Source organism: Asanoa iriomotensis (assembly GCF_016862515.1).
GTDB lineage: Bacteria > Actinomycetota > Actinomycetes > Mycobacteriales > Micromonosporaceae > Asanoa > Asanoa iriomotensis.
On record NZ_BONC01000052.1, the window covers coordinates 44,483 to 57,058 of the forward strand.

10 protein-coding genes are annotated in these 12,576 nt (G+C 71.4%); 2 read left to right on the plus strand and 8 right to left on the minus strand.

Annotation, left to right across the window (positions count from 1 at the left end):
• Nucleotides 1-980: 980 nt before the first annotated feature.
• The 3 genes from Air01nite_RS29210 to Air01nite_RS29220 form a co-directional block, all read right to left on the minus strand.
• Nucleotides 981-2,801: an AMP-dependent synthetase/ligase gene (locus tag Air01nite_RS29210; protein WP_203706550.1), complete on the minus strand. Its 1,821-nt coding sequence runs from the start codon at nucleotides 2,799-2,801 to the stop codon at nucleotides 981-983.
• 151 nt (nucleotides 2,802-2,952) lie between these two features.
• Nucleotides 2,953-3,891, minus strand: a complete 939-nt coding sequence (locus tag Air01nite_RS29215; RefSeq protein ID WP_203706551.1) for a terpene synthase family protein — start codon at nucleotides 3,889-3,891, stop codon at nucleotides 2,953-2,955.
• Nucleotides 3,892-3,967: 76 nt separating this feature from the next.
• Nucleotides 3,968-4,597, minus strand: a complete 630-nt coding sequence (locus tag Air01nite_RS29220; RefSeq protein ID WP_203706552.1) for a TIGR03085 family metal-binding protein — start codon at nucleotides 4,595-4,597, stop codon at nucleotides 3,968-3,970.
• A gap of 175 nt (nucleotides 4,598-4,772) precedes the next feature.
• Here Air01nite_RS29220 and Air01nite_RS29225 point away from each other — a divergent pair, with 175 nt between their 5' ends.
• Both Air01nite_RS29225 and Air01nite_RS29230 read left to right on the plus strand, forming a co-directional pair.
• Entirely contained in the window at nucleotides 4,773-6,620 is a 1,848-nt protein-coding gene (locus Air01nite_RS29225; RefSeq protein WP_373310488.1) for an ABC transporter ATP-binding protein, read from the plus strand.
• Nucleotides 6,617-8,413 carry an ABC transporter ATP-binding protein gene (locus tag Air01nite_RS29230; RefSeq protein ID WP_203706554.1) on the plus strand — a complete coding sequence of 599 codons (1,797 nt, stop codon included), beginning with the start codon at nucleotides 6,617-6,619 and terminating at the stop codon, nucleotides 8,411-8,413. Before Air01nite_RS29225 ends, Air01nite_RS29230 begins: the two co-directional genes overlap by 4 nt.
• Here Air01nite_RS29230 and Air01nite_RS29235 read toward each other — a convergent pair.
• From Air01nite_RS29235 to Air01nite_RS29255, 5 genes are all read right to left on the minus strand, one after another.
• Nucleotides 8,410-9,153, minus strand: coding sequence for a class I SAM-dependent methyltransferase (locus Air01nite_RS29235; RefSeq protein WP_203706555.1), 744 nt, complete (start codon nucleotides 9,151-9,153; stop codon nucleotides 8,410-8,412). The genes Air01nite_RS29230 and Air01nite_RS29235 overlap by 4 nt on opposite strands.
• A 10-nt stretch (nucleotides 9,154-9,163) precedes the next feature.
• Complete coding sequence (locus Air01nite_RS29240; protein WP_203706556.1) at nucleotides 9,164-9,775, minus strand: TetR/AcrR family transcriptional regulator; 612 nt, start codon at nucleotides 9,773-9,775, stop codon at nucleotides 9,164-9,166.
• A 20-nt stretch (nucleotides 9,776-9,795) separates the two neighbouring features.
• Nucleotides 9,796-10,530, minus strand: a complete 735-nt coding sequence (locus tag Air01nite_RS29245) for an ABC transporter permease (protein WP_203706557.1) — start codon at nucleotides 10,528-10,530, stop codon at nucleotides 9,796-9,798.
• Nucleotides 10,530-11,252: an ABC transporter ATP-binding protein gene (locus tag Air01nite_RS29250; protein WP_203706558.1), complete on the minus strand. Its 723-nt coding sequence runs from the start codon at nucleotides 11,250-11,252 to the stop codon at nucleotides 10,530-10,532. The genes Air01nite_RS29245 and Air01nite_RS29250 overlap by 1 nt, the downstream gene beginning before the upstream one ends.
• A 125-nt stretch (nucleotides 11,253-11,377) precedes the next feature.
• The coding region (locus tag Air01nite_RS29255; protein ID WP_203706559.1) for a hypothetical protein at nucleotides 11,378-12,576 on the minus strand (1,199 nt) is incomplete at its 5' end.

The following is a 12,576-nucleotide window of genomic DNA, read 5'->3' on the forward strand; positions in this document are numbered from 1 at the left end:
GGTGTTGCTTCGGCTGCGTCGGCGGGCTGGCCGTGTTCGAGGGCTCGCAGATCTGGCGACGGTGTTGTCCGCGGCCGCGACGGCCGGCCCGGCCGGCGAGAGGCGCGCACATCCTCGGGACCGTCGTCGACCAGTCAGCACGGCCCGAATCGGGCCAGCCTTGGCCATGATCGTGTGAACCTCACAGGATCAGGACAACCCCACCCACGTGATCAGGTGTGCGAGATCAGGCGACGCGGCGGCGTGTCGCGCAGACCAACCGCACCGGATCATTCGACGCGCACCATCCCGCGCTGACCAGCCACACATGATCTCCCCCGGGACAACCCGAAGCGAAACAGTCCGTGGTGCAGAGCAGGTCACCCGGCCACCCGGCCTGCCAAAGCTCCTGCCATCCCCTCGGAAATAGATCATCTAGGTACTTCCTTGCTGCTGCGACAGCGATCCCTCGCTAACTCGTCGCGTGGGGTGGCTCAGTTGTCGGGGTCGGGAGTGTTTGTTCGACGGGAACCGGTGACCATTTGGGCGTCGGATCTGGAGATTTGATCTCTAGATCCCTGGATCCACCGCCCTGGTTGGACTCTCGCACGGCGACCGACGACTGCCGGCGGAGAGTTTGGGGGACCCGACCTGTGCGTGCGCCCGCACTCGCACCGCGACCGACGCCTGCGCGGCGGAGAGTTTCGGAGACCCGACCAATGCGTGCGCCCGCTTTCGCACGACCCGCCCGCGATCGCGCTGGAATCAGCTTCCGCCGGCCGGGCGCGGCCGGCGATCGGGCTCGGGGTGGATGCCCCACGCACGACGGAAGCTGCGGCGAGCAGGGATGGTCGGCCCAGGACGAACAGGTGGGGTTGACACCCGGCACGCCCGACGCGTTCTCGGCCGCCACACGGCGGAATGCGTGGGTGGGCGCGGTCAGCCCGGGAAACGTTCGGGCCCGCCGGGACGAATCCTGGCGGGCCCGACTGCGGGGAGGCTCAGATCTCGGCGACCGAGCCCTCGTACATCTTGTTGATTTCCGCCTCGAAGTTCGACTCCACGCCGCGGCGCTTGATCTTCATGGACGGGGTCATTTCGCCGTCCTCGATGGTCAGGTCGCGGGGGAGGATCGTGAACTTCTTGATCGTTTCCCAGCGGTTGAGCTTCGCGTTCAGTTCCGTGATGTAGCCCTCGACCATCGCGTTGGCCGCCGGTGACGTGACGATCTCCGCGTAGGACTTGCCGGCCAGCTCGCCGCCGGCGGCCCAACCCACGACCGCGTCCGGGTCCAGGGTGATCAGCATCGTGCAGAAGTTGCGGGCCTGACCGACGACGATCGCTTGCGAGGTGTACGGGCAGAGCGCCTTGAACAGGCCCTCGATGTGCGACGGGGCGATGTATTTGCCGCCCGAGGTCTTGACCAGGTCCTTCTTCCGGTCCGTGATCTTCAGGTAGCGGTCCTCGGAGATCTCGCCGATGTCGCCGGTGCGGAAGAAGCCGTCGTCCGTGAACGCGGCCGCCGTCTCCTCCGGCAGGTTGTGGTAGCCCCGCATCACCGGCGTGCCCCGCAGCAGGACCTCGCCGTCCTCGTCGATCTTGCATTCCAGGTCGCCCAGCGGCTGGCCGACCGTGCCGATGCGCAGGCCGCCCGGGCGGTTGACGAAGTTGCCGGCGCTGGTCTCCGTCAGGCCGTAGCCCTCCGAGATCGGCAGGCCCGCCGCCGCGAAGAACTCCGCGATGTCGACGCTCAGCGGGGCCGCGCCCGAGACCAGCGTGCGGATGTTGCCGCCCAGGCGGGCCTGGAGCTTGCTGAAGACCAGGCGGTTCGCGAGCGCGTACTGCAGCTTCAGGCCCGCCGGGACCGGCTGGTCCGCCTGCTCCAGCTTGACCTTGCGCTTGCCGGTGGCGACCGCCCAGCCGAAGATCTTGGCCTTGGCGCCGCCCTCGGACGTGGCGTTGGTGATCGCGCGGTTGTAGACCTTCTCGAAGATCCGGGGCGCGCCGCACATCAGCGTCGGCTTGACCATGCCGAGGTTGTCGACCAGGACGTCGATGCGACCGTCCACATAGGTCGGCAGGCCGACGTGGATGATGCCGCACAGCAGCGTCTTGCCGAAGGAGTGCGACAGCGGCAGCCACAGGTACTGCAGATCGTCGGCGCGCAGGATGCCCAGGTCGGCCTGTGCCACCGCCTCCCAGCACCAGCCCGCGTGCAGCAGTTCCACGCCCTTCGGGCGGCCCGTCGTGCCCGACGTGTAGATCAGCGTCGCGAGGTGGTCCGGGGCGATCGGTGAAACCAGGCGCTCGATCAGGTCCGGGTCGCCGGCCAGCGCGGCGGCGCCCTGCTTCTCGAGGTCGGCCATCGTGATCTGCGGCGGGGTCGCCGCGGGGTCGGCTTCGCCGTCGATGAGCACGACGTGCGTCACCGTCGGCAGCGAAGCGCCGGCGAGCTTGCCCGCCTGCATCGGGTTCTCCGCGATGACGACCTTGGAACCCGAGTCCGCGATGATGAACGTCGCGTCCTCCGGTTCGGTGGTCGGGTAGACCGTGGTGGTCGCGCCGCCCGCGCACATGATGCCGAGGTCGGCGATGACCCATTCGATGCGGGTGTTGGCCAGGATGGCCACCCGCTCCTCGGCACCGACGCCGAGGCCGTGCAGGCCCGCGGCGAGCGCGCGGGCGCGCTCGCCCGCCTGCTGCCACGTCATCCACTGCGGACCCGAGGCGCCCGGGTAGCCGAACGCCCGCGCGTCGGGCGACGCGGCGACACGCTTGAGGAACATGTCGGGAATCGACCGGTAAGGGACATCGAGCGACATATCCGGAAACCCACCTTTAGTTTGGCCATGTGATCGTGGTCACTTGCTACCGAAGAGTATGGCCAACAACGGCACGGATGCCAGTCCCAGTGGCCCGTGTCGATCATGGCCTGACCAGGGTCTTCATAGCAGACTCAGCGAAGGGCCACGCTCAGGAGTACCTGCGGGCGCCCATCGACCAGTCGTAGGTGCCGCGCAGCCAACGGCGCCGGGACATCAGCATCCGCGACAGCCGGCCGTCCGCGTCCTCCAGCACCTCGGCTTCCAGCGCCCGGTATGCGGCGATACCCGCGTTGTAGCGCGCCGCCGCCTCCGTCAGCGCCGCCCGCTCCGGCCAGTTCAGCTCGTGTGCGATGACGCTCGCCAGGTTGTGCCCGTCCCGCAGCCGTTCCTTCCCGTACGAGAAGACGTCGTTGCACCAACACACGAGGTCGGCGGCGAGCAGGTCGAGCCGGACCACCCGCGGGTCTACCCGGTCCGTGGTCGTGGCCAGGCCGTCGGCGGCCAGGTCGGTCAGCGCGAAGCTCGGCAGCACCGCGCCCGTGTGCCGGCGCATCTGCACGTACTCGGCGAACCGTGGCACCCGGTGCAGCTGCCGGTTGGTCGCCTCCCAGAGCAGCGCGAACAGGTACTCCCGGAACGCCGCCGAGAACCGCAGCAGCCCACCGGGCTTGTCCAGGGCGCGGATCCGCCGGCACAGGTCGTGCAGGGCCGCCGCGGTCGGGCCCGCGGGCTGGTAGTGCGCGACCGTGCCGAACCGGTCGACCACCTCCAGCAACGGCGCCAACGCCGGGGCCAGCCGGCCCGGGTCGGTGCCCATCGCGTCCTCGTCGCACCGGTCGTCGAAGGCGAACAGCCACGTCATCAGGTCTGCGAGCAACCGCACCGCGGGCTCCGGCACGTCGGGACAGGCCCGGGCGGCCAACTCGGCCGCGTTGGCCCGACTCAGCCGCTCGCGGGCGTCCGGCGTCGGCGCCAGGCCGAACGCCTCGGCCCAGTCCGCGGAGTGCGCCGCGATCTCGTCGACGGCGGGGTGGACGACCGCGTCATACGGCGGGGGAGTCAACGCCGTCGCCGCGAACGTCCGCATACTTCCCTCCGGAAGGCCGGTCTCCCGATGATGTAGGCGCGTCGGCCGGAGGGAAAGAGTGGATCGGCCCGGCGAATCAGATCTTCAGCGGGGCGGTCCGCAGCCGTTCGGTCAACGCCGGCGGACCGTCGATCTGCACCCGGGCCGCGCGCTGCCGCCCGGAGAGGAAGTAGGCCAGCTCACCGGGCGCGCCGACCAGCCGCAGTCGCTCGCCGCCGGCGCCCGCGGTGACCTCGCCGAACCCGGGCGCCTGCACCAGCAGCGATGCCGGGAATCGGCGCAGCCGCAACCGGGCGATCAGCGACGCGTTGCGCCAGAGCGTCGCCTGGTCCTCTTTGGGCAGCTCGCGCGGCTGCCAGTCGGGCTGCGCCCGGCGCACGTCCTCGTGATGGACGAAGAACTCGAGCGTGTTGGTCATGCCCTCGGTCAGCGGGTTGCTCACCGGGCTCCACATCGGGGGGTTGCGGACCAGATCGACCAGCTCGGTGTACGGGCGCGCGGCGAACGAACGCAGCGTGTTCTTGGCGTGCCCCCGCAGCGGTGGGACGAACATGCCGAGGCTCGCGTCGGGCCGGCGCTCCCGGATCACCAGGTGCGCGACCAGGTCGCGGGCGACCCAGCCGGTGCACATCGTCGGCGCCTCGGGCCCGACTGTGGCGAAAAGGTCAGCCAGTTTCTCGCGTTCGGACCGCACGAACCGGGACATGGCGAGAATCGTAGCCAGGGCGCGCGAACCGGCCTCTGTGACGGCGGACACACGGAATACCCGCTCGCACCGGAGGCTTGGGTCCGGTAAGGATGACTGTGCAACAAGCGGCTTACGTGTGGCCGCGTCGACAGGCAGAGGGGCAACCACAGTGGCGAGCGTGACCAGCCGGGACGTGCTCGCCCGGGGCTTCCGCGTGCTCGGCCGGGCAATCCGCGACGAACCGCGCATCTTCGCCTTCGCGGTCGGCGGCAGCGTCCTGTTCGGCGGCCTCGTCGTGGGCAGCGCCTACGTGATCGGGCACATCGTCGGCGGCGTCATCGTGCCGGCGATCGAGGACGGCGAGATCAACCAGGCGCTGCTCTGGCTCGGCGCGATGGCGGTGCTCGCGGTCAGCGTGCTCCGGGTCGTCGGCATCTTCGGCCGCCGGCTCGGCGCCGGTTACATGCAGTTCCGCCTCCAGGCCCGCTACCGGCGGCTGGTCACCGGCCGCTACCTCGACCTGCCGCTGTCCTGGCACCACCGGCACGCGACCGGCACGCTGCTGTCCAACGCCAACTCCGACGTCGAGGCGGCCTGGTTCCCGATCGCGCCGCTGCCGTTCGCCGTCGGCACGGTGGTGATGCTGTTCGGCGCTGTCGGTTCGCTGTTCTTCACCGACTGGGTGCTGGCCCTGGTGGGCGTCGCCACGTTCTTCGGGCTGTTCCTGATCAACGTCTTCTACTCGCGCCGCATGGCACCGCGTCAGGCCCGGGCCCAGTTCATGCGCGGCGAGGTCAGTGCGATCGCGCACGAGAGCTTCGACGGCGCGCTCGTGGTCAAGACCATGGGCCGCGAGACCGAGGAGACCGACCGGTTCGCCGGCCGGGCCCGTGAGCTGCGCGACGCGCTGATCTCCGTCGGCCGGCTTCGCGGCCTGTTCGACCCGCTGATGGAGACGCTGCCCAGCCTCGGCACCCTCGCCGTGCTGGTGGTCGGCACGTTCCGGCTGCGCAGCGGCGACATCTCGGTGACCGACCTCGTCAGCGTCGCGTTCCTGTTCACGGTGCTGGCCTTCCCCGTGCGCGCGATCGGCTGGGTGCTGGCCGAGTTGCCGCGCAGCGTGGCCGGCTGGGACCGCCTCCAGCACGTGCTCACGGCCACGGGCGAGATGCGTTACGGCACGATAAGTCCGGAAAAGTCGGACACACCGGCCAAGCTGGCCTTCGACCGCGTCGACTACGCCTATCCCGCCGGCGCCGAGACCGACGGCGACGACATGATCAACGCGACCGCCGACGAGCACGGCCCGACCGTCCTGCACGACATCAGCATGGTCGTTCCCGCGGGCAAGACCGTCGCCCTGGTCGGCCCGACCGGCTCCGGCAAGTCCACGATCGCCTCGCTGGCCGTCCGCCTGGTCGACCCGGCCACCGGCACGGTCGACATCGACGGACACGACCTGCGCGACCTCACCGCCACCGCGCTGGCCGGCACCGCCGCCCTGGTCGCGCAGATCCCGTTCGTCTTCGACGACTCCGTGCGCGCCAACGTCTCCCTCGACCGGCCGGGCATCGACGACGAGACCGTCTGGGCCGCCCTGCGCCTCGCCCAGGCCGACGACTTCATCCGCCGCCTGCCCGAGGGCCTCGACACGATGGTCGGGGAGCGCGGCACGTCGCTCTCCGGCGGCCAGCGCCAGCGGCTGACGCTCGCCCGCGCCCTCGCCGGCAGGCCCCGCCTGCTCGTGCTCGACGACGCCACCAGCGCCGTCGACCCGAGGGTCGAGGCCGCCATCCTGGCCGGCCTGCGGGGCGGCGAGCAGCCGACCTCGATCCTGGTGGTCGCCTACCGCCGGGCCACGATCGCGCTCGCCGACGAGGTGGTCTACGTCGAGCACGGCCGGGTGGTCGCCGCCGGCACACACCACGAACTGCTCACCACCACACCGGGGTACGCCGACCTGGTCACCGCCTACGAGCGGGCCGAGGCCGAGCGGGAACGCGACCACGCGTACGACGAGGAAGGGGCGGTGACCGCGTGACCGCCCCCACCGCAGCGGCCGCGGTCGACAAGGCGGAGGCGCCGGAGTCGACCTGGGCCACCATCAAGCGCGGCCTGGCGCTCTCGCCCGAGCTGCGGCTGGGCCTGGGCGGCACCCTGTTCTTCGCCGTCGTCTCGATGATCGGCCGCGCCGCCGTCCCGGTCGCCATCCAGCAGGGCATCGACCGGGGCATCGCCGGCCCGGGCGGGCTCGACGTCGGTTTCGTCGGCACGGTCGTCGCGATCACCGCGGGCGTGCTGGCGATCACCACGCTCTGCGGCTACCTGATGATGCGACGGCTGTTCACGGTGAGCGAGACCGCGCTCGCCAACGTCCGGGTCCGCACGTTCCGGCACATCCACGACCTCTCGATGCTGCACCAGCAGTCCGAGCGGCGCGGCTCGCTCGTCTCGCGGGTCACCAGCGACATCGACCAGATCACGCAGTTCCTGCAATGGGGCGGCGTCATCCTGATCATCAGCGCCGGCCAGCTCGTCGTCACCGCCGGCGTGATGGCCTACTACTCGTGGCAGCTCACGCTCGTCGTGCTGATCGCGTTCGCGCCCGCCGTCTTCGTCATCCGGGCCTTCCAGAAGCGGTTGGCCGGCGCCTACGGCACCGTCCGGCAAAAGATGGGCACGCTGCTCGCGGCCGTGTCCGAGAGCGTCGTGGGCGCTCCCGTCATCCGGGCGTACGGCGTGTCGGACCGCACCCGGGTCCGGCTCAACACCGCCATCGACGACCACCGGACCTCACAGATGCGGGCGCTGCGCACCAGCGTCATCGGCTTCTCCAGCGGCGAGCTGGCGGCGGGGCTGGCCACCGCGGCCGTGGTGGTCGTCGGCGTGCAGCTCGGCGTCGGCGGCACGCTGTCGATCGGCCAGCTCACCGCGTACCTCTTCCTGGTCACGCTCTTCATCCAGCCGGTGCAGATTGCCACCGAGGTGCTCAACGAGGCCCAGAACGCGGTGGCCGGCTGGCGCCGTGTGCTGGACGTCCTCGACGTGCGCCCCGACGTGGCCGATCCCGGCGAGCAGGGCGCCGAGCTGCCGCCCGGGCCGGTCGACGTGCGGTTCCAGGACGTGTCCTTCACGTACGGCGGCCCGATCGTCCTCGACGACGTCGACCTCGACATCCCGGCGAAGACCCGGGTCGCGGTGGTCGGCGAGACGGGCAGCGGCAAGACGACATTCGCGAAGCTGCTGACCCGGCTGATGGACCCGACCACGGGCAGCGTGCGGCTCTCCGGCGTGCCGCTCGACCAGGTCCGCTTCGACTCGCTGCGCTCCCGCGTGGTGATGGTGCCGCAGGACGGCTTCCTGTTCGACACGACGGTGGCCGACAACGTGCGGTTCGCCCGGCCGGACCTGTCCGACGCCGACCTCGAGCTGGCGTTCACCGAGCTGGGCCTGATCGACTGGGTCGAAGGGCTGCCGCAGGGCCTGGCGACCCGGGTCGGCGAGCGCGGTGAGGCGCTCAGCGTGGGCGAGCGGCAGTTGGTCGCCCTGGCCCGGGCGTACGTGGCGGATCCGGACCTGCTGGTCCTCGACGAGGCGACCAGCGCCGTCGACCCGGCGACCGAGGTGCGGCTGCAGCGGACCCTCGACGCCGTGACCCGCGGCCGCACGACGGTCGCGATCGCGCACCGCCTCTCCACGGCGCAGGCCGCCGACGAGGTGATCGTCGTCGACAAGGGCCGCATCGTCCAGCGCGGCCCGCACGACCAGCTGGTCCAGGAGACGGACTCGGTCTACGCCAAGCTCTATGCGAGCTGGCTCGAACAAACCCGCTAGCGCCCGAAGACGGAGAGCTGGAAGGGCAGTCGGCGGTCGCGTGGGTCGTCGGGGTCCGGGAGGTCGCGCAGGCCCTGGACGATGGGCTCGACCGTGGTGGCCCAGACCGCGCCGTCGACGTTCCAGAGGTTCGACCAGACGCGGTTCTCGATGATCTCGGCGAGCTGGTTCGGCGACTCCGCGAAGGACCGCGCGGTCACCTCGCCGCTCTGCAGCGTGTGGAGGCCGGCCGCGGTCGCGGCCGCGAGCACCGCGGCCGGCGTGTCGACCCGGTCGCGGCCGGGCAGCCCGGCCAGCAGGTCGCCGAACTCGTCGCCCTTGCCTCGCTCGGTCGCGGCGGTGAGCGAGACGACCCGGCCGCCGGGGCGGACCACCCGCGCCGCCTCCGCCAGCGCCGCCGCCAGGTCGACGATCACGTGCAGGGCGCCGACGAACACCGCGTTGTCGACGCTGCCGGTGCGGACCGGCAGCCGCCGCGCGTCGCCGACCGTGACCCGCGCGCCGAGGCGGGCGTGCGCGTGGCCCAGCATCGCGGGGGAGAGGTCGACACCGACCGCGGACGCGCCGTGCCGGCGGTTGAGGGCATCGGCCACCAACCCGGTGCCGACGCCGATCTCCAGCGTGCGGCCGGGCAGCAGGTGCGGCGCCAGGACGGCGGCGAACTCGCGCCCGCGCCGCTCGCCGCCGCGGGTCTCGTCGTAGGTGTCGGCGACGCGGTCGAACGGCAGTGACTCGGCCATGCGCGCCAGGTTAGTCCGCCGCCTTGGGCTTGGGCAGGTCGCCGAAGATGTAGCGCTGAATGGTCGGGCCGACGGCGGCGACCAGCACCTCGCGCGGGGTCGAGGCGAGCGGCTCCACCTTGAGCACGTAGCGGACCATCGCGAGCCCGGCGAGCTGGCTGGCCACCAGGCTGACCCGCAGGGGTGCCTCCTCCGGTGGCATCGGCACGGCGTTCATCACCCGGCGCAGCACCTGGGTGACCACGAAATCGCGGAACATCCGGGCCGTCCAGTCGCTGCTCATCGCCGACCGCAGCAGGCCGACCCCGGCCTTTCCCGCCGGCGAGTCCCAGACGGTGAGGAACATCCTGACCAACCGCTCGCCCAGGCCCTCCGGATCGCCGGCCAGCACCTCCGGGATGATCTCGCCGGGGTCGAGCGGCATGTTCATCGCGGCCAGGAACAGCTTGTCCTTGGTGCCGAAATAGTGGTGGACCAGCGCCGGGTCGACCCCGGCGCCGGTCGCGATCGCGCGGATCGACGCGCCGTCGTAGCCCTTCTCCGCGAACGCGCTGCGCGCCGCCGCCAGGATCGCGTCGCGGGTGTCGGGGTTGCCGGGCCGGCGTCCGGTCCGTCGTACCACTTTCTCTGCCTTTCGTTGGTTCAAGCCGTGCGGCGCCGCAGCGTCGCAGCACCGAGGACGAGCGCGAGGATGATCGCGCCGACCACGATGCCAAGGTCCCGCCACATCGTGCCGGTCGGGTCCGGGTGCCGGCCGACCTCGGTGAGCGCTTCGACCGAATAGGACAGTGGCAGCACGTCGCTGATCGCCCTCAGCCAGCCGGCCATCTGGTCGCGGGCCACGAACAGGCCGCACAGCAGGATCTGCGGGAGCGCCACGACCGGCATGAACTGCACGGCCTGGAACTCCGTGCGCGCGAAGGCGCTGCAGAGCAGGCCGAGCGCGACGCCGAGCACCGCGTTGGCCACCGCGATCACGATGACCAGCCAGGCGCTGCCGGCGGTGCTCAGGTCGAACAGCCAGTAGGCCAGACCCGCGGCGACCGCGGCCTGCACGGCGGCGACCAGGCCGAACGCGATGCCGTAGCCGAACAGCAGGTCGAGCTTGCCGACCGGGGTGGTGAAGAGGCGTTCGAGGGTGCCGCTGGTGCGCTCCCGCAGCATCGCGATGCTGGTGATCAGGAACATGATGATGAACGGGAAGATGCCGAGCATGACCAGCGCGATGCGGTCGAACAGCGGCCCGCCGTCGAACATGTAGTAGAGCAGGGTCAACAGCAGCAGGGGTACGACGATGACCATCGCGACCGTGCGGCGGTCGTGGCGGAGCTGGCGGACGATCCGGTCGATGGTGCTGGCGAGGGTGCGGGGGGACATCACGCGGCCGCCTTCTCCTGTTGACGGATGATGCGCAGGAACGCCTCGTCGAGGTCGTCGGTGCCGGCCGTGCTCTTGATCGCGGCCGGGGTGTCGTCGCCGATCAGGTGGCCGTCGCGGATCAGCAGCAGCCGGTCGCAGCGGTTGGCCTCGTCCATGACGTGGCTGGAGACGAGGATCGTGGTGCCGGCCGCGGCCAGGGAGCGGAACCGGCCCCAGAGGTCGTCGCGGAGCACCGGGTCCTGTCCGACGGTGGGCTCGTCGAGGACCAGCACCTCCGGCCGGCCGACGATCGCGCAGGCGAGGCTCGCGCGGCTGCGCTGGCCGCCGGAGAGGTTGGCGACGAGCTGGTGTGCGGCGTCGCTGAGTCCGACCGCCGCCAGCGCCGCGTCGGCGTCGGCCGCGCCGAGCCGGTAGAGGCTCGCGAAGTAGCGGGCGTTCTCCCGCACCGTGAGGTCGTCGTAGACGCTCGGCGCCTGTGTCAGGTAGCCGATCTTGTGCCGCAGGGCCGGTGAGCCGGCCGGCTCGCCGAGGACGGTGACCCGCCCGGAGGCGACGAGCTGCACGCCGACCACGGCGCGCATCAGGGTGGTCTTGCCGCTGCCGCTGGGCCCGAGCAGCCCGGTGATGCTGCCGCGCGGGATCGCGCAGCTCAAACCGTGCAGCACCTCCCGCTTTCCGCGGTTGATCACGAGGTCGGTGACCTCGATCGCGGTCTCCATCGGTCCTCCTGTTCTGAAATTCAACGCCTGTTGAACTCAACGGTAGATGAAATAGAAGGGTGTACGCAAGCGAAAGCCCCGGCCTCCCCGCGTGGTGGGGGAGACCGGGGCTTCCGGGTGTGTCTTTAGAGCGCGAGCACCCGGTCGAGGAAGTCGCGGTAACGGCGCATCGCCACCCGCATCGCCTCGGTGTCCGGAGCCTCGTCCGCCCGGCGGGGGTCGAGCTCGAGCTGCTGCGCGAGCAGCGTCTCGGCGAGCTGCTGCACGGCCCGACCGACCAGCGCCTGTGCGTGGTCGAGGGCATCGGTCGGCTCGTCGACGAACTGCGCCTTGACCTCGTGCCACTCGGCCCGCAACGCGTCGGCAGCCTCGGCACTCCAGACGGCGATCCGGGTCTCGGGCACGTCACCGGGCCGCATCGGCGGCCCACTGACCGGCCGCACGTCCGCGGCCGGCGACCCGATGTCAGCCAAACTCGGTGCCGCCACGACCGCGGCCGCTGCTGCTGCCGGCTCGTCGTCCTCGTCGGCTTCCTCGGCGTCCGCCGCGGCAGCGGGCTCAGGCGCCGCGGCGGTCTCCACCAGACCCTCGGCGTCGGCGGCCGCCTCCACGGCCGGCGCATCGACGGCCGCGGTGTCAACCAGCTCCACGGCCTCAGCGACCGCCTCGGGCTCGACCTCGTCGGCGTCGGCCCCGCCGGTTTCGGCGACCGCCTCGGGCTCGGTTTCGGCGTCTTCCGCGACGGCTTCCGCCTCGTCTTCCGCCTCGACGACGGCCTCGGGCTCGGCGTCGGCGACCGCCTCAGGCTCCGCGTCGCCTTCGGCCTCGTCGTCGGCCACTGCCTCGGCAACGGCTTCCGGCTCGGCGTCCGCCTGAGCTTCGTCGGCGACAGCCGCCGGCTCCACGTCGGCCTCATCATCAGCGACTTCTTCGGGCGCGGCGTCACCCGCCACGTCGGCGACGGCTTCGGCCTCGTCGCTCGCATCAGCGTCGGTGGCGGCCTCGGGCTCCGCGTCGCCTTCTTCGGCGTCGGCCTCAGCGGTCACCTCGGGCTCGACGTCGGCGACCGCCTCCGGCTCGGCGTCGGCTTCGTCGCCCGCGTCGGCGGCGGCCTCCGACTCCGCTTCGGTGTCGGCCGCTGCCTCGGGCTCCGCCTCGGCTTCGGTCGCATCGTCGGCGACTGCCTCGGTTTCGGCTTCGCCGTCCGCGTCGGTGGCGGCCTCGGGCTCCACGTCGGCGTCGGCGGTCGCCTCGGGCTCCGTCTCAGCCTCGGTCGCGTCGTCAGCGACCGCTTCCACGATGGCTTCCGGCTCGGCGTCGGCTT